At 36.5% G+C, this 19,859-nt stretch carries 17 protein-coding genes and 1 tRNA gene; 14 read left to right on the forward strand and 4 right to left on the reverse strand.

Translation table 11 applies throughout. The features are described from left to right. Positions 1-12: 12 nt before the first annotated feature. Positions 13-85, forward strand: a tRNA-Asn gene (locus H3U49_RS04725). 54 nt (positions 86-139) lie between these two features. Here H3U49_RS04725 and H3U49_RS04730 read toward each other — a convergent pair. Next, on the reverse strand, positions 140-1,066 hold the full coding sequence (locus tag H3U49_RS04730; protein ID WP_198180088.1) for a LysR family transcriptional regulator: 927 nt from the start codon (positions 1,064-1,066) through the stop codon (positions 140-142). Positions 1,067-1,184: 118 nt separating this feature from the next. On the opposite strand from H3U49_RS04730, the gene H3U49_RS04735 reads away from it, so the two are divergent. After that, complete coding sequence (locus H3U49_RS04735) at positions 1,185-3,065, forward strand: flavocytochrome c (protein ID WP_198180494.1); 1,881 nt, start codon at positions 1,185-1,187, stop codon at positions 3,063-3,065. Positions 3,066-3,109: 44 nt separating this feature from the next. Here the strand turns inward: H3U49_RS04735 and H3U49_RS04740 are convergent, their stop codons facing one another. The 3 genes from H3U49_RS04740 to H3U49_RS04750 are packed head-to-tail and all read right to left on the reverse strand — an operon-like array spanning position 3,110 to position 5,874. Next, on the reverse strand, positions 3,110-3,931 hold the full coding sequence (locus H3U49_RS04740; RefSeq protein ID WP_198180090.1) for a triphosphoribosyl-dephospho-CoA synthase: 822 nt from the start codon (positions 3,929-3,931) through the stop codon (positions 3,110-3,112). Positions 3,932-3,941: 10 nt separating this feature from the next. Further along, positions 3,942-4,937, reverse strand: coding sequence for a nitronate monooxygenase (locus H3U49_RS04745; RefSeq protein ID WP_198180092.1), 996 nt, complete (start codon positions 4,935-4,937; stop codon positions 3,942-3,944). A 22-nt stretch (positions 4,938-4,959) separates the two neighbouring features. Then, the gene (locus H3U49_RS04750; RefSeq protein ID WP_198180093.1) at positions 4,960-5,874 is read right to left on the reverse strand and encodes a LysR family transcriptional regulator; all 915 of its coding nucleotides are present in this window, start codon (positions 5,872-5,874) and stop codon (positions 4,960-4,962) included. A gap of 360 nt (positions 5,875-6,234) precedes the next feature. On the opposite strand from H3U49_RS04750, the gene H3U49_RS04755 reads away from it, so the two are divergent. From H3U49_RS04755 to H3U49_RS04810, 12 genes are all read left to right on the forward strand, one after another. Beyond that, positions 6,235-7,485, forward strand: coding sequence for an acyl-CoA dehydrogenase family protein (locus H3U49_RS04755; protein WP_198180094.1), 1,251 nt, complete (start codon positions 6,235-6,237; stop codon positions 7,483-7,485). 106 nt (positions 7,486-7,591) lie between these two features. After that, a complete protein-coding gene (locus H3U49_RS04760; protein ID WP_187154772.1) occupies positions 7,592-8,836 on the forward strand; it encodes a CaiB/BaiF CoA-transferase family protein in 1,245 nt (414 codons plus the stop codon). 8 nt (positions 8,837-8,844) lie between these two features. Beyond that, entirely contained in the window at positions 8,845-9,990 is a 1,146-nt protein-coding gene (locus H3U49_RS04765; RefSeq protein WP_198180095.1) for an acyl-CoA dehydrogenase family protein, read from the forward strand. Between the two features lie 12 nt (positions 9,991-10,002). Then, on the forward strand, positions 10,003-10,743 hold the full coding sequence (locus tag H3U49_RS04770) for a hypothetical protein (protein ID WP_198180096.1): 741 nt from the start codon (positions 10,003-10,005) through the stop codon (positions 10,741-10,743). 4 nt (positions 10,744-10,747) lie between these two features. Continuing rightward, a complete protein-coding gene (locus H3U49_RS04775; protein WP_198180097.1) occupies positions 10,748-11,671 on the forward strand; it encodes an electron transfer flavoprotein subunit alpha/FixB family protein in 924 nt (307 codons plus the stop codon). 9 nt (positions 11,672-11,680) lie between these two features. Beyond that, entirely contained in the window at positions 11,681-13,210 is a 1,530-nt protein-coding gene (locus H3U49_RS04780; protein WP_198180098.1) for an AMP-binding protein, read from the forward strand. Further along, on the forward strand, positions 13,200-13,649 hold the full coding sequence (locus H3U49_RS04785) for an acyl-CoA thioesterase (RefSeq protein WP_198180099.1): 450 nt from the start codon (positions 13,200-13,202) through the stop codon (positions 13,647-13,649). The genes H3U49_RS04780 and H3U49_RS04785 overlap by 11 nt, the downstream gene beginning before the upstream one ends. A gap of 300 nt (positions 13,650-13,949) precedes the next feature. Beyond that, a complete protein-coding gene (locus H3U49_RS04790; RefSeq protein WP_198180100.1) occupies positions 13,950-15,149 on the forward strand; it encodes an MFS transporter in 1,200 nt (399 codons plus the stop codon). Positions 15,150-15,170: 21 nt separating this feature from the next. Then, on the forward strand, positions 15,171-16,940 hold the full coding sequence (locus H3U49_RS04795; protein WP_198180102.1) for an FAD-dependent oxidoreductase: 1,770 nt from the start codon (positions 15,171-15,173) through the stop codon (positions 16,938-16,940). A gap of 46 nt (positions 16,941-16,986) precedes the next feature. Further along, complete coding sequence (locus H3U49_RS04800) at positions 16,987-17,898, forward strand: shikimate dehydrogenase (protein WP_198180103.1); 912 nt, start codon at positions 16,987-16,989, stop codon at positions 17,896-17,898. Between the two features lie 15 nt (positions 17,899-17,913). Next, the gene (aroD, locus tag H3U49_RS04805) at positions 17,914-18,672 is read left to right on the forward strand and encodes a type I 3-dehydroquinate dehydratase (RefSeq protein ID WP_198180104.1); all 759 of its coding nucleotides are present in this window, start codon (positions 17,914-17,916) and stop codon (positions 18,670-18,672) included. Positions 18,673-18,822: 150 nt separating this feature from the next. Next, positions 18,823-19,848, forward strand: coding sequence for an alpha-L-fucosidase (locus H3U49_RS04810; RefSeq protein ID WP_198180105.1), 1,026 nt, complete (start codon positions 18,823-18,825; stop codon positions 19,846-19,848). The last annotated feature ends 11 nt before the right edge of the window (positions 19,849-19,859 follow it).

Raw genomic sequence — 19,859 nt, forward strand, 5'->3', positions numbered from 1 at the left:
GCTTTTTAGTATTCCGGCTTAGCTCAGTTGGTAGAGCGCTTGACTGTTAATCAAGATGTCGTCAGTTCGAGTCTGACAGCCGGAGCGAGCAAAGAGAAGAGGACCATTTGGTCCTCTTTTTTGTGTATAAATTTGATATTTAACTTATATTTGGTTCTATCTTAAGTTTCTTAAACGCTGAAATTAAGTTTTGAAGTCCGGGATTTATTTTTTGTCCATGTTTAACTGCAATAAAATATTTAATTTGAATCAAATTATGATCAACTGGAAGTAAGTTAATAGGTGTTTGCGCCATTCGTTTAATAATGCTTGCAGCTGAAATAGTTAAGCCTACTCCTTTTATTGCTAAGTTGGTTGCAGTAATAATGCTGCTGCTTTCTAAAATAATATTAGGTTTGATATGGAACTTCTGAAATATTCCGTTAACTTGATGGCGAATTGCGGAGCTGTTTGAACTAACAACAAATGGTTCTTGTAAAATATCTTCAATGTTATATTCATTTGGCTCAAGTATGAATCGCCCGTTTTTAAAGTACTTTGATCTTGGTGAAATGATTACAAAATAGTTTTCTCCACCATTAACGTAAAAATCTAATCCTTGGTTAAGAGATTCAGGAGTTTGCCCCAAATAACAATCAATTTGTTCATGTAAAAGATGCGCTTCACTCACACGAGGTGAATTTTCTGCAAGCTGAATTTTGATATTAGGATTTTCCAGCATAAAGTTGGGTAAAAGCTCTGGCAGTAAAAACGTTCCCAAACTTTCCAATACTCCGATTCGGATTAATTCTTGATCAGGTGATACATATGGGGTTAACTGCTCTTCTAACTTTTGCTTATTAGTGATTTTAGTTTCTAAGTAGTTATAGTAAATTACTCCTGCCTGAGTTAACGTAAATGGTATTGTTTCGCGATCAATTATTTCAGTTCCCAATTTACGTTCGATTCGTTTAATTAGTTGCGTTAAATAGGGCTGCGATATATATAATTCGCTGGCAGCTCTAGTAAAATTACTTTCTTTTAATAGCACATCAATAAAATGTAGGACGGTTTCAGGATTGTTCATATTTTGCCTCCGATAACAATTTTATTATAGCCTGCTTGCTAGAAAACTATTTCCTTTTAATCAGAAAAGTTAGTAAAATTTAACTAATGAGCATTAAAAGAAAGGAAGTATATTAATGATGAAATCAGGAACTTATGAAGTAAAAGCTAAAGGTCATGGCTCTAGTTTTATGCCTATGAAGGTGTCACTTTCTGAAGATAAAATCAAAGAAATAGATATTGATTCCAGTGGTGAAACTGCAGGTGTAGCAGATGAAGTCTTTAAACGTCTGCCCAAGCAAATTATTGCTAATCAAACTTTAAATGTTGATGCTGTTAGTGGAGCTACAATTTCCAGTCATGGCGTGATAGATGGTGTGGCTCAGGCGATTACAAAAGCTGGTGGAAATGCACAAGAATGGCTTAACAGACCAAAGCCTCAGGCTGCTAATGATTCTGACAGAGAATACCAAACTGACGTTGTAGTTGTTGGAGCAGGTGGTGCGGGCCTCACTGCAGCCGCCAGAACCATTCAAAATGGTAAAAAAGTAATTGTATTAGAAAAATTCCCTCAAATTGGTGGTAATACTACAAGGGCTGGTGGCCCTTTGAACGCTGCTGAACCAGAGTGGCAAAATAAATTTAAAGCCTTACCTGGTGAAAAAGAAAGCTTGGAAAAATTAGCCGCTACGCCAATTGCTGAAATTGATCCAGAATATCGTGATGACTTTAAAGAATTGCAAAAGCAAATTAAGGCTTATGTAGATTCTGGTAAAAATTATCTGTTTGACTCGGTTTTACTACATGAAATACAGACTTATTTAGGTGGTAAAAGAACTGACTTAAATGGTAATGAAATTCACGGCAATTATGCTCTAGTTACTGAACTTGTTAATAATGTACTTGATTCAGTTAAGTGGCTAACTGATTTAGGAGTGAAGTTTGACCGCTCTGATGTCACCATGCCGGTTGGAGCTTTGTGGCGGCGCGGTCACAAGCCAGTTGAACCTATGGGCTATGCCTTTATTCACGTTTTGGGTGATTGGGTAAAAGAACATGGTGCTACAGTTTTAACAGAAACCCGGGCCCAACACTTAATTATTGAAGACGGTAAAGTTACAGGAGTTGTAGCTCAAAGCAGTGAGGGTAGTAAAGTTACCATTCATGCGCAAAAAGTAATTTTAACTTCTGGCGGTTTTGGTGCCAACACTAAAATGGTGCAAAAATATAACACTTACTGGAAACACATTGATGACGATATTGCTACTACTAATTCACCTGCAATTACTGGTGACGGTATTGCCTTAGGTCAAGAGGCTGGTGCTGATTTAGTGGGGATGGGATTTATTCAATTAATGCCTGTCTCTGATCCAAAGACTGGTGAATTATTTACTGGTATTCAAACTCCGCCCGAAAACTTTATTATGGTCAATCAAAAAGGTGAACGTTTTGTAAATGAATTTGCTGAACGCGATACTTTGGCTAAGGCCGCTATTGCCAATGGCACTTTGTTCTACTTAATAGCTGATGAAAAAATAAAAGCTACAGCTTATAACACAACCGAAGAATCACTTGAGGCTCAGGTAAAAGCGGGTACTTTGTTAAAGGCAGACACTTTGGAGGAATTAGCTGAAAAAGCCGGTATGGATCCAGCTACTTTGGTCAATACTATTAAAAAATATAATTCATATGTTGACGCAGGTAATGATCCAGAATTTGGTAAAAGCGCGTTTAACCTTAAATGTGAAGTTGCACCGTTTTATGCCACTCCGCGTAAGCCGGCTATTCACCATACAATGGGTGGCTTAAAGATCAACCCGAAAGCACAAGTATTAAATAAAGATGGACAAGTAATTACTGGTCTTTATGCAGCAGGGGAAGTCGCTGGTGGCTTACATGCCGGTAATCGTCTAGGTGGTAATTCACTAGCTGATATCTTTACCTTTGGTCGCATTGCTGCTGACACTGCCTGTAGTGAAATTGCAGATAATGATGTGGTGACAGGTGCATCAAAGGAATAAAAATTATCTTGATTTTAAAAAAGGAAGGCTCGAGCCTTCCTTTTTTATATGTATCCACGTTCTAGAGCTACAAAAATGGTAACAATTAACAAATCTGCACAGCCGCCTAAACTATAATTCTGTTCTAGACAGTCATCATTTAATTTTTGCAGACATTTTTTCCCAGCTGGAGAAACATAACCACCTAGCTCTAAATATTTGTTGGCTGCTTGATGTAGCCAATCAATTACATTATAATTTCCAGCTCGCTTGATCAGATTACTGTCAACTGTAACTGTTGCTATTTTCATTAGGGTATCAAGGAGTCTCGTTTGGAGCGTTCCCTTACTGTTTTTTAAAAAAGGTAAAGCTACTTCACGTACAATGGGATAGCCTTGTTCCGCCTGAGCACGAGCCCCACCAATATGATACTGTTCAAATTCTTTTTCACCTGCTGTTTGTAACTCATTATTTTGAATCAGATCATGCTGTACAAGTCCTTTACACATCTTGCTGATAGTCAGAAATAGTTCAGTATTGTTTGTCATACTGTAGCTTTCAGCACAAACAAAAATGCCTAGAGCAAAAATTGCCCCTTTATGTGTATTAGCGCCGTGCGTTGCAGCAAACATTTCTTTTTCAGCAGTGATGCCTCTTTTCCTTAATTGCTGAAACATTTGCGTTAAATCAGTCGACTGAAAGGTTTGCCCAATTTCAACAGCAGTAGCAAAATATGTTTCCAAGCTTAAACTGCTGTCAATAAAAGTATAAATATTCATATCGGGATGCGGCCCTTGGCTGATAGGATCTACTAAACCAGGTTTTGGCGCGGTAACAACTTCATATAAGAGTGAGCGTAGAGCATTTTTTGTAATTGAATTAGTCATATGTATAAATTTAATTGTTATTAGTTAATTCTGCAATAGTTTCATGAGCAGTTTTAATAGTTTTGATGTTATAACTGTCTGCTGCAATATCAGTATACCCCATTTCAAGATCACCTTTTGCCATACCGTTTATTAATCCCTGATAACCGTCTGCAGCAGTAAAAATTTGCTTTTCGTCTTCGTTATCCTGTGTTAATTTTGCCAGTTTCTGGGGCAATTTTCCAGGTAAAGAATAGATAGTCCGCGAGTTCATTTTAAAACTAATTAGTTCATGTTTTTGTGCATTTATGATTTTGCCTTTGATTATTGGTGAAGTTGGAGCTTCTTTAGCAAGTGCAAAAACTGTCTTAAGAAAAACCCCTTGTGCACCTTTTGTCAATGCGTCTTTCAAAACATGCGAGTCAGTAGTATCATACCCAGCTAAAACAGGTGTTTTTCCTGCTTGATGAACGAAATTTGCCAGCTCGATGTTACTTTTGCAGATTAAAATGTCAATACCATTACTTTGAGCTGCACGAATATTATTAATATTATTAATAACTTGCATAATTTTAATGCCACTATTATGTAGTAGATTTACCCATGCTTTAGATGCAACTCTTCCAAAACCTTCAAACAGTGCAATAGTTAACCTTCTTTTTTGCATTAATTCTACTAATTCGGTTGCTCTATGATCATCTTCCGGGTTAGATGAGGTGCTAGCAATTTCCACTCCAAAAGACCTAAAGGTATTAGATAGAGTTTGATCAATTTGCTCATTCATCAAGTTTCTTTCTGTCATGGCATCAAGCAAAGAATTGTTGCTAATGGTACCTATTTTATTTGAATTAGAAATAGAAGCGCTTGATGTCGCGTCGCTTCTAACCTTATAGCCTGCATTAATACCTAAAATGCCCAGTGCACCAGATTCTGAAATAGCAGCAACTAGTTTGCCATCTGTTAAGGTGTGGATAGGTTCGTGAACAATAGGGTAATTTGTTCCCAATAATTGACAAATTTTATTCATTAGTTTTATACCTTTTAAAATCTTATTTGACAGGAATATTATCGACGATTTTCTGAATATCTGGTTTATGGCCTTTAAGAAAGTCAATGAAATCAACTATTTCTGGTGAAAAGTTTTGACTTGAATCATATACCAGGTAAACCTGACGAGTATTTTTGGGCAAATCCAGTTTGATGATGTGGATGTCGAAACCGCTCAAATAAATAGTTTTTGCTACTACACCAACGATATCGTTGGTCAAAACTTGTCCTGCAATTGCTAGCTCATCATGAAGCCTGTTCGTAATATTCAGATCAGAGGCATTAGCCAGTAAAGCATTAGTGATGTCTTTTCCAATTTGAATTTTTTTAGAATAGGTAATAATTGACTCACCCTGTAATTCTTCGGGAGAGATTTCATTTATTTTTGCTAGATCATTTTCCTTTGAAACAATGGCAATGATTTCTTCAGTGTAAAGGGGAATGTAAGTAAAATAACTAAATTCAGGTACGAAAGAAGAAATTCCGATATCATACCAGCCATTTTTGATACCTTCGCAAATCTGATATGAAGGGTTATCGTGGTATATAAAATGAGGTGAAATATTACTTTCTTGTTGATATTGCTTAGTTAAGTTAGGCAAAATGGTTCCAATTGCAGTGGGTATACCAGCAATATGTATATTGCCTTGATCCTGACTGATACGCTGTTCAATTTTCTTTTTGCCGCGATCTAAAGAGTCTAAAGATTTGGTTACAGTATCGTAAAAAATACGTCCATATTCAGTTAACTGCACGTAATGACCATTGTGTTTAAACAGTTGGCAGTGTAATTCTTTTTCAAGTTGTTTAATCGATACTGAGAGGGTAGGCTGACTGATAAATAAGCTGTCTGCTGCTTTAGTGTATTGTTTTTGATCTGCCAATTCACGAAAATAGTAAAGTTGATTTAAATTCATGATATTACCTCAAAAATTATTTTAATATTCAATACCTATATAAATAAATGCTATACCTATTTTTTATAAAACGCTTACAAAAATTATTTATAATAATATTGATAAAATTAATATTAGGTTATTAATGTTGATTTTATTGTGATTTGACTCCCTAAATTTGGTGAGTCTTTTTAATTTGTGCAGGTAATAATAATAGAATTCCACCTTTTTCAATATATTTAGCCATAAAGGTATTTATAAAATTAATAGTTCTGACTTTGTTATCAATTTTACAATCTAAACTTTTTAAAACATAATACAGCTGTTGATAGAAAAACGCTTTCAAAAGCATTTACTGAAAGTTTAAAAGGAGATTGTATTATGACAGAACAAAAGAAATTACATGTATTACCACCATATGAAGAAACTCCGATTATGCACAAAACTAAACCAGGTGAATCAATGCCTGAAGAAGACTTTGAAAACTACTTAAAAGAAATTCGTCACTTGGCACAAAACGAGTTTGACAGAATGACCCCATACATAGAGGAAAATCGCAAGTTTCCGCAAGACTTTTTCCCAATTGCAATTAAGCATGATTTATATCGTTTTGCACTGCCTAAAGAATACGGCGGCTGGGGTCTTAGTGAAAAACAAATTCTGCAAGTTCAAGAAGAATTTTCAAGAACTCAGGGTGGAATTAGAATGCACTTGCACCATGCTTCAGATATGAACTGGCGGATTTTGGATAATTTTGGTAGTCAAGAACTTAAAGATAAGTACATGAACAAGTTCCAAGACAAATCAATTTATGCCAATTTTGCTTTAACCGAAAAGAGCGGTGGTACTGGAGCAGACCTTCATACTTTAGCTGTTAAGGACGGTGAAGACTGGGTAATAAACGGTGAAAAAACACTGATTTCTCATGCAGATGTTGCAGACTTTACCTACTTAATTGTGGTTACTGACCCAGATAAAGAAGGGGATGAAAGGTTATCAGCTTTCTTTGTCCCAACAAATACACCGGGATTTGAATCCAACGAGATGCCTTTAATGATGGGTTGTCGTGGTGCTGGACATGCCGATTTGAAATTCACTAATATGAGAGTACCTGATAAGTACATGCTTGGCAAGAGAGGAGAGGGTATGAAAGTAGCTATTTCTTCACTTTCACTTTCTCGTGCTCATATTGCTGACTCCAATTTAGGTATGGCGCAACGGATGTTAGAAATGTCCATTGCTTATTCTAAAGACCGAGTAACTTTTGGTAAGCCACTGTGTAAACGGCAATCAATCATTTTTGAAATTGCTGACATGGGTGCACGCATTCATGCCCTTAGGTTAATGTTGTGGGACTTGGCAAAAGATTATGACGAAGGAAAGGATATTACCAAGAAAGCTTCTCTAGCCAAACTGGAAAGCATCAATACTGTCAAATTAGTTTCTGATTACATGCTTGAAATCTTTGGTGGTATTGGCTACTTCCAGGACAATCCTTATGGACCTGCTGAAAGACTTTACCGTGATTGTCGTGCTATGTGGTTAGAAGAAGGACCTCGTTCCGTTCAAAGACTAACTGCAGGTCGTTTATTAATTAAAGACGGTGGCAATACACCAATAACAAGTCTTTAAAGTAATCAATTAAATTAATTTGAGTAAATAAATCAAGGAGGGCTGAATCTAAAACTTACTTTGCAAGGTTCAATCCTCTTTGTTGTATATAGTTTTGGAGAAAAAAATGGCTAACGAAATATTATCAGGAATAAGAGTTATTGATCTCACACAATTTTTGGCAGCCCCAACCGTAGGACGAGTCCTTGGAGAATGGGGAGCTGATGTTATTAAAGTTGAAGCTCCTAAGGGTGATGCTGGAAGAACCCAAGGTGCAGTTTTTGGCATGAAGTATGAAGATGATGAGAATTTGGGCTTTGATGTTTCTAATATGAATAAAAGATTCATTACTTTAAACATGAAAACTCCTGAAGGGATGCAAGCTTTTAAAGACCTATTAAAAACCGCAGATGTATTTTTAACATCAGTGAGAACAAAGAGTTTAGCTCATATGGGAATCACTTGGGAAGAGCTGCATAAAGAATTTCCTAAATTAGTGTTTGCACAAGATCGCGGATATGGTGAATTTGGTCCTAAAAAAGATTCTGCCGGCTATGACGCAACTGCTTATCAAGCACGTGGCGGAGTTCAGGGAACAACGGTAGATAAAGGAGGGAATCCATATAATCCAGTAAATGGCTATGGTGATTTCCAAGTATCAATGACCTTAGCCGCAGGTATTTGTGCAGCCTTACTGAGAGCTCAAAGAACCGGGAAGGGTGATAAGGTTGTCGTTAACTTGAATCACGCAGCGATATTTATGCAAAATATCGCTATGGTTTCTGCACAATATGGCAATGTATATCCTAAGAGTCGTAAAGAAGTTACTAATCCTTTTAATGACACTTATAAAACCTCTGATGATCGCTGGTTTGTACTATGCGTTCCCGAATATGACCGTGATTTTGACAAAGTAATGCATGACATTGGTCGTGATGATGTCAAAGGCGATGAAAGATATAACAAAATGGACACTTTGAATGCTAATGGTACCAGCAATGAAGTAATTGCCATTTTAGAAGATGCTTTTAAGAAAAAACCGTTGCAGTATTGGATAGACCTCTTTAATAAGGAAGACTTACCGCTTGAGGCTTGTCAGATACCAACGGAAATATACCAGGATCCTGAGGCTTTGGATAATGATGAAATTAGACTGATGGAATTTCCATCTGGAAATAAGAGATTTATTCCCACTAATCCAGTACGCTTTTCATCTCAAGGCAAGCCTACGCTAACTCCTTCTCGTGCTCAGGGATCTGATACACGCGAAGTACTCAAAGATGAGTTAGGCTACAGCGATGAAAAAATCAGTGAGATGTTTGCCAGTGGTGCTGCCAGTGGCCTGCGTCATATAGGAGACCCAATTAAATAGGTATTAAAATGACATTACTTTATACACAAGAACAAAAAGAATATATTCATTTAGCACAAGAATTTGGAGATCGGTATCTAACCCCTGAAATTATTAAGAAATATGATTTAAAAGGTGATTGTCCTTCCAGCTTGTTTGAGCCTGCAATTAAAATTGGCCTTCATATGCTTGAGATCCCCAGAGAATATGGTGGTGCTGGCCTTTCTTATGAAGATTCTGCCCTCGTTTTTGAAAAACTGGCTGAATATGATGCAGGTTATGCACTTACTTTAATTACCTCATTTGTTGCATTGCGGTGCGTAATGTTAGCTGGTACTGAAGAACAAGCACAAAGATTTGCCGATGTCATCAGACCAGGCCGTTTCGCTGCCTTTACAATGTCAGAAGCAGATGCTGGCTCTGACGCAGGTTCTGTGAAAGCAACAGCTGTTCGGCAAGGCAATGAATATATTTTAAACGGAAATAAAGCTTTTGCTACTAATGGTGGAATTGCTGATATTTTTATTGGGATTTTTAGAACCTCTAATAATGGTAATCACGGCTTATCAGCTTTCATGATTGATAAAAATACGCCAGGTATTTGGGTAGGAAAGCATGAAGATAAAATGGGACTGCGTTTATCAAATACAGTACCGTTAGGATTTAAAAATGTACACGTGCCAGCTGAAAATCTGATTGGCCAAGAAGGAAGAGGAATTAATATTGCGTTAAACAGCCTTAACCTCTCACGTGCGTACGTTTCTACTTTGACCGTTGGTGTTATGCAACGGGCACTTAATGAAGCTGCCAAATATGCCAATCAACGTGAACAATTTAATCAACCGATTTCTCAATTTGAATCTGTGCAAAATATACTTGCTAATATGGCAACGGCAGTTGAAACAGCCCGCTTATTAGTCAATAACACAATGAAAATGATGGATAAAGATTTGTCTGTACGTCAAGAAGGAGCAATGACCAAGCTTTATGTCACTGATGTGGCACAAAAAGTAACTTCTGATGCGGTTCAGATTCTTGGTGGTTATGGTTATACCCGAGCTTATCCGGTTGAAAAGCTAATGCGTGATGTCAAAGGATTTCAAATTCTGGAAGGAACTAATGAAATTCAGAGAATGACAATTGCACGTGAAGTTAGCAAAAAATATCAGGACTAGGAGGGTACCATAATGAAAATTGCATTAATTGCCAAGGCTGAAGCAGATAATCCTAAAACTTATACTTCTCATAAGAACAAAGTAACTTATCATCCAGAAAATTTATTTCTGAGTGAAGAAGACAAAAATGCCCTTGAGTTTGCCCTGCAATTAACAGAGTTAAAAAAAGGTGCTATTGATGTCTTTACTTTTGAACAAAGTGAAGTAGCTGAACGGATTTTGCATGAAGCACTGGCTATGGGAGCAACAACAGCTACTAAAATTTCAGCAGGTAATATCAATGATCCTTTACTGCAAAATCAAATTGCAAGTGAATTTGTCCATTACTTAAAAGAAAATAATGAAAATTATGACTTGATTTTAACGGGAAAAACAACATCTTCAGCTTTTCCGGCTGCTATTGCTGCAGGATTAGGGATAGCATTTTATGACTATGTTTCTATGATTGATACTTCCCTCAATTATGAAATGAAACTTGAAAAAGGCAAAATTACTGGGCAATGTGTCTTGCCAGCTGTAATTGCCACGTTAGATTCAATCAATGTGCCACGCCTTGCTAGTTTCACGTCGTTAAGTACAGCAATAAATTCAAGTATTAATAACGTAAGTTTTAAAACTAGTGATGAAGGCGTTACAAGTGAAATTGTAGCTAAACCAGTTAAAAATGAAAAAACTATTTTCAATCTGGATCAAGATCCTAAAGCTACGCAAAAACTGGTTGAAATACTTAAGCAAAACGGGATGTTGAGGTAGAAAAATGGTACCAATTTATTATATTCAGTTAGAAGATAAGAATATTGATGAAGGTCATAACAGTAATAACTTAGCGGGTCTTGACAGCAATTTTAAAGGTAAGAAAGAAGTACTAGTTTTCAGTAATCACGCTAGTGAAATTAAAGATAAATATGCTTCTTCAGGAGTCAAGACTACCATATACCAAAATGAGAATTTTAGTGTGACAAACTTGCCAGCTGTGACTAATACCCTTAGAAAAATTTTTGTCGATAAGGAAAATAGTTTAATAGTATTTGATAAGAGTAATTTAGGTAACAGTCTTGGCAGTCAATTAGCTGCTGTACTGAATGTCCCATTTATTTATAATGCCAAAGATATTTGCTGTGATCAAGATCATATAATAGTTAATCAGGATATCGGCAAAACACAAGCCTTAAGAAAAGTCACTCTTGATGACAAGGCGGTAATATCTCTTTCTTGCAATGGTGTCGTAAGCCATAGTAAGAATGAAGTTGACATAATTGACTGGGAATGTACAGAAACTAATGGAGCCGCATATGTACCCGAAGCTAATTCTGATAATGATTTGGCATATGCAAAAGTGATTGTAGCTGGTGGTAAAGGCCTGGGTTCCCCAGATAAATTTAAACCGTTAGCTACTTTAGCCCAAAAATTAAATGCCAGCGTGGGAGCAACTAAGGCAGTTACAGATCAAGGCTGGATTGATAAGAACCGCATGATTGGAATATCGAATTTGTCTGTTGCACCAGATGTTTACTATGCTTTTGGCATTTCAGGAGCTGTCCAGCACACTGCAGGAATGACAAAATCAAAATGTGTCATTGCTGTCAATACCGATGAAGCAGCACCAATTTTTAAATTAGCGAATTACGGTATTATCGGGGATGCCAACCAAGTAATAAAGCAATTAAATGAGCTTTTGTAAGGTATAAAAATGATTTCCAGTAAAAAGGTGCAAACCTTAAATGATTTATGGCAAAAGCGCTTAAAGCAAAGTGGTCAAAGTACTTTTGTCACTGAAGATGGTTGTAAATACAGTTATCAAGAAATAGATTTTTTAGCCAATAAGCAGATGGACTTGCTCCGGAATAATGGCATTAAGAAAGGTGATTTAATTGCAATTCAGTTCGAACTGGATCTAGCAAATATTGTAACGATTATTGCCTGTATCAAAATGGGAGTGGTTATTAATCCATTAAATCCGCATTTTGATATTGATGAGATTAATAGCATGATTAACAGGTTTAAGCCATATGCTATCATTTCGCAAAAATCCGTGCGTGGTCGTGACACTCTTAGTAATATTGCTAATTTAGATAATTATCAGACTAAAAAAATAGCGGACCTGGTATTATTTACCAGAAAAAAGCATTTACCATCTGAATTTATTGGAGGTGACGGATCAGATACTCCTGCACTGGTTCTCAATACTTCGGGTACTAGTGGACTTTATAAAGGCGTAGTTTTAACCAATAAAAATATTATTAGTGCAGAAAGTGCATATAACGACGCTTTTGGCATCACTAAAGATGACATGACTTTAATTCTTTCGGGGATGTATCATGCAATTGGATTTCATCATGGCTTAATTTCAACGATTATGGCAGGAAGTCATTTGGCAATAATTAAACATTATAATATTGAACAAGTGGTAAAAATGCTTGAAGAAGAACCAATTACATATATTGATAGTTTGCCTACAATTATGTATGATCTGCTATTTAAAGTTCAAAATTTGGGTAAGCTACGGATGCTCATTTGTGGAGGTGACAAAATTAAAGAAAGCATTTTGGTTCAAGCTAAAAAAAGAAATATTCCCCTTTACAACTGTTATGGTCTGACAGAAGCAGTGCCATTTAGTTATACTCCTCAAGATTATTATTTAAGTAAAGGTGCAATGACCACGGCAGTCAAGCCAATGGCCAATATTAAAGTCAGACTTGTGAAGAACAAAAATATAATTACAGATAGTAATAAACAAGGTCAAATTGAAGTTGCTGGACCGATCATTTTTAAATGTTACTTGGATGATCCTGAAAAAACGGCTAAAGCATTTGACGGTGACTGGTTTGTTACTGGAGATGTTGGTCACTATAATGAAGATAACTTATTGGAAATAGATGGCCGCAATAGCGATAAAATTATTCGTGGTGGTGAAAATATTTCCGCTCATATGGTTGAAGATAAGATTAAGGGCTGCCAAAATATTGAGGAAGTAGCAGTTTTAGGAGTCCCAGACGTCCGTTTAGGACAGAGAATTGGTGCCTTTATTGTTCTAAATCATGGCCAAAAAGTATTAACCAAAGCTGAGTTAATTTCAGAATTAAAAAAGCAGCATGTTGATAAAAAATTATGGCCTGAAAAGCTATGGGTTGTTGATTCATTACCAAAAACGTCAAATGGCAAAATAAAGAAGTATCTTTTAAAAAATTGGCTGGAAGGTAAAAAAGTAAATGAAGAATAAATTTTTTAAACGTCAAATGGCAGATTATTTTGTAACTCCAAGGATGCTTAACCATATGGAAATTACTCATGGTGGAACGCTCTTAGATAATGCAGACTCAGCAATGGGCTTGTTTGCAAATTCATATTGCCATAAGCGTACGTTAACTGGTCGAATAGATAAATTTATTTTTCATAAAAAAAGTTATGCTGGTGATCATATTTGCTTTTGCGTAACTTTATTAAAAACGACAGCAAAAACAATGACTATTTATGCGGAAGTGAACAGAATTTCTCTTGATAATTCATGTTCGGAATTAATCGGTGAAGCGGTATTTACCTATGTTGCAGTTAATGCAAACTTGGAGCCGATCTCAGGTTCTATTGAGCAATACCATGTTACTGATGCAGAAGAAAAAGAATATATTGAATCAGTCAAAAAGAGATTTGGCATTAAATAGAGTCATTTTGAGTTGAGGTCCTGGTTTAATTTGTTTATTAGTAAAACTATTAATTATAACTATTTAAGTATTAAATTATTTAATAAATTATGGACCAAGTTATAGCGATTAATTACCCAATAAACACCAAATTCAAGACACTAACTTTTTGATAAAGCAAGAAAGCATTGATATACCAATGCTTGTGGTTATAGTTATTTTTTATAATTTGGTAATCATAAATAATTATTCATATTCTTTGTAATAAGATATATTTATTTATGAAATTATTAGCAAATCTTAATTTTGAAAGGTAAAGCTATGAAAAAAGAAAAAAATTATGTTGGCGTTGCTGCCTCTGTGTACATCCATTTTGCGGTTGTTGGAGCAGCTACCTTATTTATTAGTCAATATAGAGAAATCCTGGCACACTCTTGGAATGCCAATGAAACCCAAGTCTCGCTAGTAATCGCAATGGTGGGCTTAGGCAGAATTATTACAATTTTATTTGCCGGCGCTATTTCAGATAAGATAGGCCGGAAAAGAACTTTGTTAATTGCATTGCTCAGTGACGCAGTTTTCCTTCTCGGCGCTGTTTTTGCTAACAATATCTGGGTTGCTGGCCTAGCGGCTATGTTTTTCGGGGCAACTAATTCATTTGGTGATACAGCAGGTTACCCTGCACTTGCAGACGCTTTTCCAGATAAAACAGCTACAATGAACTCATTTGTTAAGGCTGCAATGCAAGTGATGCAGATGCTGTTTCCTTTTTGTGTGAAACTAATTAAAAATCCAAAGATTACAGCATTTATTTTAGTTATTATTATTTTATTGGATGTTGTATTTACAATGAAGACTGCCTTTGCTCCCCAAGCTGAGGCAAAAGAGACTACTGAAACAGAAGAAGAAAAAGAAACCAGTTTAAGTAGTCAAAACCAACCTAAGTTAGCCGTTGATGGTCTAATGATCATTGGGTTGGGCTTTACGCTTTGCTTCACATTTTATATTTTTTCACTCTATGCTCCTTATTACGGACAGTATGTTTTAAATGAATCTGCTGCTAATGCCAATCAGCTTGTATCATGGTATTCAATTGCTTCCTTAATATCTGTATTTGTTACATCAGCTCTAGTTACTAAGGTAAAGAGATTGAATTTAATTATGGTTTATTCAGCTATTACTGCTCTTGGTCTGCTGTTTATGGTCTTAAAGCCATCCCTATTAGCTGGGGAAATAGGCGCATTAGCTGTTGGTTTCTTTACTGCAGGAGGAGTATGGCAAGTTGGACTTTCAGTTTTAACTTCTTATTTCCCCCAAAGTCACGGAAAGATTACATCATACTACAGTTTTGCACCAGCAGTAGTTTACTTCGTAGCACCACTTGTAGCTGCATTTGTATTAAAGGCCAATGCTGCAAGTACACTCATGGTATTTTGGATAACTACAGTGATAACGATTATTTCTGTAGTTCTGTGTGTTGTCTTAATTAGTCGTGGTAAAAATTTCAACATCAAAAATTAATATAAAGTAGAAGGTGAAGTTATGACAGAAAAAATAATTAAAGCAACGGCAGAAGGAAGAAATGGTCAAATTGACTTTGACATCAAAGTTGAAAATAATCAAATTGCAGATATTAATGTAACCAAAACTGCAGAAACCCCGGGTATCTTCAATCAGGTTGTAGGTAAATTAAAAAAGAATATTATTAATAGTCAAAGTTTCAATGTCGATGCCATTTCTGGTGCTTCGATTATGACACAAGCCATGCTTGATTCTGGAAAGAAAGCGTTAAAAGCAAATGGTGTAGATATTGTTGCTAAGTCTAGTGATAAGTCGCATCAAGATGTAACTTATGATGTGGATGTAGCTGTAATTGGTTCAGGTATGGCAGGCTTGATGGCAGCTTCTCGGGCACTATCAATGGGTAAAAACGTTCTTTTAATTGAAAAGAATGGCTATCTCGGTGGAGCTACAATTCTTAATGGTTCCAATGTGGTTGGTACTGGTTCAAAACTAGCAGCTGCTTTATTTGGCAAGGAAGCTAAAAAAGATTCTCCACAGCTCCTGGTTCAAGATATTGTTCGTGAATGTCGGGGGACTAATTATCCACTACTTTCAAATATACTTGCTCAAAATATTGGTAAAGCAGTTGATTTTATCACTGAATTTGCAGACCTTACTTATCAAAAAGCTGAAACACAGACTATTGAGCATTCTGTTGACAGGCAAATTGAAATGCCCTCAGAGAGTTCTTATGAAGTAGTTTCTAAAGTGGCAAATGCCTTTACCAAAAAGGGTGGCAAAATTTTACTTGAAACTCGGGTGGAACAACTTAATAAAAACAAACAGGGTCAGCTTGTTTCATTAGTTGCTGAAGGTAAGCACGAAACTGTTACTGTAAACTTTAAGTCCCTAGTTATGGCAGCTGGTGGCTGGGGCGCTCGTGATTATCGGCAGCATAAGACTAATATTCCTTATTACGGTCCGATGACTTCTACTGGTGATTATTTCGATTTTGCTAAAAATATGAATCTGGCTACACGCAATCTTGACTGGTATAAAGTATACCCTCATGGTTTAGAAGTTGAACCTGGTATCGCCAAACTAACCACCTATTCAACAAAAGAAGCTACAGACATGGGTGCTATTTTTGTCAATACCAGTGGTAAGCGAATTGTAAATGAATCTGCCCCATACACTCATTTTCGGGATGCTATTGCTGAGCAAAAGGATAAAATTGCTTTTGTAGTAATGGATGAAAGAACATGGAACAGATTCTATGAATTGCTTCTTAAATATGGTTTTACCAAAGATGAAGTTCAAGGTTTCTTTGATCTTGACGGCAAGAAGAGTCCGATTTTAGTAAGCGGAGATTTGCAAACAGTGGCTCAAAAAGCTGGCATTGATTATGAAAACCTAAAGAAGACTTTAACTGACTACGAAAAATATGTTGCCTCAGGTAATGATCCTGAGTTTGGTCGCCCTTCTCAGTTTATGCATAAATATGAAGGTGATAACTACTTTGTGATTGAACAGAAATTACGCTTTTGTACTACTCTTGGTGGCTATGAGACTAACCGGCATATGCAGCTTTTAGACCAAAACTTTGAAGCACTAGACAATTTCTATGCCGCTGGTGAGATTGTTGGCGGTGCTAATGGTCATGATTCAATGCCAAGTATGATGAATTCTTGGTCCTATGCTTCAGGTTTTGTGGCCGGAACAGAGGCTGCTGATAATGCTAACTATCAAAAGCTGGCAAAAACTGCGTCCAATTCAACTGATACAGTGTCTGGTGCTTCTAAAAATTAATGTTGATTAATTATTTTATTTTTAAATTTAATAAAGGAGAAAAATGATGGCTAATAAAATTACTGGTGTTAATGGTCCGATTACTGGCTGGCTAGATGGTCATACCTACTTAATTGGCTTAATGGCATATCCTATTCGGCATTCAATGTCACCTACAATGCACAATAATGCTTTTGCTAAATTGGGCTTGAATTATACTTATCTCTGTTTTGAAATTGGCAATGATAAATTAAAAGGTGCAGTTGACGCTATCCGCACTTTAGATATGCGGGGCTCCAACGTTTCGATGCCTAATAAAAAAGAGGTAATCCAGTACCTTGATAAATTGTCGCCAGCTTCTGAAATGTGTGATGCGGTTAATACTATTGTGAACGACCATGGCGTTTTGACGGGCTACACTACCGACGGCATCGGCTTTGTCCAGTCGCTTAAGGATGAAGGCATTGACATTAAAGGCAAAGTGATGACTTTAACTGGTGCGGGCGGTGCCGCAACCCCGATAGCTGTTCAATCGGCTTTAGATGGTGCTAAAGAAATCAGAATTTTTAACATTAAAGATGATAAGTGGGCTCAGGCTGAAAAGAACGTCAAAACTATTCAAGAAAAAACTGATTGCCAAGTTTCTTTAACTGAATTGACTGATCAGGAAGCATTTAAACAATCAATTGCAGAAAGTGATATTTATTGTGATGCGACAAGCGTTGGTATGAAGCCACTTGAGGATAAGACACTAGTTTCAGATCCTTCCTGGTTCCATCAAGATATGGTGGTGTTTGACACAGTTTATGCTCCTAGAACTACCAAATTAATGAAAGTGGCTCAAAAAGCTGGAGTTAAGCATGTTTTTGATGGTATTGGCATGATGATTGATCAGGGTGCAGCCTCCTTTAAGCTGTGGACCGGTAAAGAGATGCCAACTGATTATATTCGTGAAATTATGTTTTCAGACAATAATTAGTTGAGGTATTAAATAATGGCTACTGTCAAGATTAGAAATATTGTTTTAGGTGAAGGTCTGCCTAAGATTGCTGTGCCAAATGTCGGTTCAACTGAAAAAGAGATTATGGCTTCAGCTAAGAAGATTAAGGCTGCCAAACCAGATTTAATGGAATGGCGTATTGATTATTATGCTGCAGGGATTAAGGATTTTAATATATTAAATACTACAGCCAAGAAATTGCGCCAAGAAGTCGGCGAGTTACCCGTTTTAGTTACTTTTCGTACCAAAAATGAAGGTGGAGTTTGTCAGCTCGACGAGGACCAGTATTTAAATTTAGTAGAATATGTAATTATTAACAGGCTGGGTGATGCTGTTGATATTGAACTTTTTCATGATGAAAAAAGAATAAAGTCTTTGGTGACTTTAGCTCATAACTACAATGTTGTTGTAATTATGAGTAACCATGATTTTGAAAAGGTGCCAGCTAAAGATGTAATTGAATTTCGCTTACGAAAAATGGCACAACTTGGTGCTGATGTGCCAAAGTTAGCTTGCATGCCTCAAAGTGCCTCTGACGTTTTAACTCTTTTAACAGCAACGACAGAAATGAACAAAGAGATTGCTAATCCCTTGATTACTATGGCTATGGGCGATATCGGTAAAGTCACTAGAGTAGCAGGCCAGGTTTTCGGCTCAAGTCTGTCCTTTGGCGCTGTTGGTCAAACTTCTGCACCCGGTCAGTTATCAATTGAGGATCTGCGTAATGCGGAAAACTACTTAGCATTACAGTAAATTTTATTAAGATAATAGATATTTTGAGTTAGCTTTAAGTATTGAGACTAACTCTTTTTTGATGAAATCAAATTTATACGAAAAATACGTGTTAAACTTTTAATGACAACACTATGTATTTCTAGGGTAACTTTAGTAATGGAGAAATGTATGACTGCAAACGAGAATATTGAATGGTTTAAAAATGCTAAATACGGCATGATGATTCACTGGGGTTTATATTCACTTCTTGCTGGTGAATATGAAGGAAAATCTGCAAGCAATTACGCTGAATGGATTCAGTCTAAACTGCAAATACCTGTTGCAAAGTACCGCCAGCTTGCTACCGCTTTTAACCCCATATATTTTGATGCTGACAAAATCGTATCTTTTGCTAAAAAATGTGGTATGAAATATCTGGTAGTTACAACTAAACACCATGATGGCTTTGCAATGTACCATTCACAAGTAGATTCATATAATGTGTATGATGCAACACCATTTCAGCGGGATGTAATCGGTGAATTTGCAACAGCTTGCCAAAAATTCGGCTTAAAGCTGGGCCTTTATTATTCCCAAGATTTAGATTGGCATGAACCAAATGGGGGAGGCTACCTTTCAAATGATATTGAATCCTCTGGCACTACTTGGGACAATAGCTGGGATTTTCCGCAGAAAAATAAGAATTATGATCAATGCTTTACAGACAAAATTCTGCCCCAGATTAAAGAAATAATGAGTGATTTTGGGGAGATAGCTGCTGCTTGGTTTGATGTGCCGATGACATTAACTGCAAGCCAAAGTCAGGAAATTTATGAGGCAGTGAAAAAATTGCAACCAAATTGCCTAATAAATTCACGTCTTGGTAACGGCAAATATGATTATGTTTCCCTTGGCGATAATGAAATTCCAAGTGAAAAAGAAAAGGTAACTAAAAATAATAATTTTAACTCACTCAATGGCCTTAAACCTTCACCATATGGGTTATATGAGTCAGCCGGTACCACCAATGATTCTTGGGGCTTTTCTTACCGTGATCAAAATTGGAAATCCCCTGAAACTATTTATTACAACCGTAAATATTTAAACAGCTTAGGAATCAATTATTTATTAAATATTGGGCTTGATGGTTTAGGAAGGATCCCCTTGCCCGCACAGCAAAATATTGCAGCGGCAGCAAAATTGGCTGAGAAATAATAAAAATTGGA

The sequence above is a fragment of the Lactobacillus sp. W8174 genome, from assembly GCF_016100975.1.
GTDB lineage: Bacteria > Bacillota > Bacilli > Lactobacillales > Lactobacillaceae > Lactobacillus > Lactobacillus juensis.

Coding starts and splice junctions, on each gene's coding strand:
- H3U49_RS04730 (WP_198180088.1), bottom strand. CDS start 1,066: ATGAACAATCCTGAAACCGTCCTACATTTTATTGATGTGCTATTAAAA.
- H3U49_RS04735 (WP_198180494.1), top strand. CDS start 1,185: ATGAAATCAGGAACTTATGAAGTAAAAGCTAAAGGTCATGGCTCTAGT.
- H3U49_RS04740 (WP_198180090.1), bottom strand. CDS start 3,931: ATGACTAATTCAATTACAAAAAATGCTCTACGCTCACTCTTATATGAA.
- H3U49_RS04745 (WP_198180092.1), bottom strand. CDS start 4,937: ATGAATAAAATTTGTCAATTATTGGGAACAAATTACCCTATTGTTCAC.
- H3U49_RS04750 (WP_198180093.1), bottom strand. CDS start 5,874: ATGAATTTAAATCAACTTTACTATTTTCGTGAATTGGCAGATCAAAAA.
- H3U49_RS04755 (WP_198180094.1), top strand. CDS start 6,235: ATGACAGAACAAAAGAAATTACATGTATTACCACCATATGAAGAAACT.
- H3U49_RS04760 (WP_187154772.1), top strand. CDS start 7,592: ATGGCTAACGAAATATTATCAGGAATAAGAGTTATTGATCTCACACAA.
- H3U49_RS04765 (WP_198180095.1), top strand. CDS start 8,845: ATGACATTACTTTATACACAAGAACAAAAAGAATATATTCATTTAGCA.
- H3U49_RS04770 (WP_198180096.1), top strand. CDS start 10,003: ATGAAAATTGCATTAATTGCCAAGGCTGAAGCAGATAATCCTAAAACT.
- H3U49_RS04775 (WP_198180097.1), top strand. CDS start 10,748: ATGGTACCAATTTATTATATTCAGTTAGAAGATAAGAATATTGATGAA.
- H3U49_RS04780 (WP_198180098.1), top strand. CDS start 11,681: ATGATTTCCAGTAAAAAGGTGCAAACCTTAAATGATTTATGGCAAAAG.
- H3U49_RS04785 (WP_198180099.1), top strand. CDS start 13,200: ATGAAGAATAAATTTTTTAAACGTCAAATGGCAGATTATTTTGTAACT.
- H3U49_RS04790 (WP_198180100.1), top strand. CDS start 13,950: ATGAAAAAAGAAAAAAATTATGTTGGCGTTGCTGCCTCTGTGTACATC.
- H3U49_RS04795 (WP_198180102.1), top strand. CDS start 15,171: ATGACAGAAAAAATAATTAAAGCAACGGCAGAAGGAAGAAATGGTCAA.
- H3U49_RS04800 (WP_198180103.1), top strand. CDS start 16,987: ATGGCTAATAAAATTACTGGTGTTAATGGTCCGATTACTGGCTGGCTA.
- aroD (WP_198180104.1), top strand. CDS start 17,914: ATGGCTACTGTCAAGATTAGAAATATTGTTTTAGGTGAAGGTCTGCCT.
- H3U49_RS04810 (WP_198180105.1), top strand. CDS start 18,823: ATGACTGCAAACGAGAATATTGAATGGTTTAAAAATGCTAAATACGGC.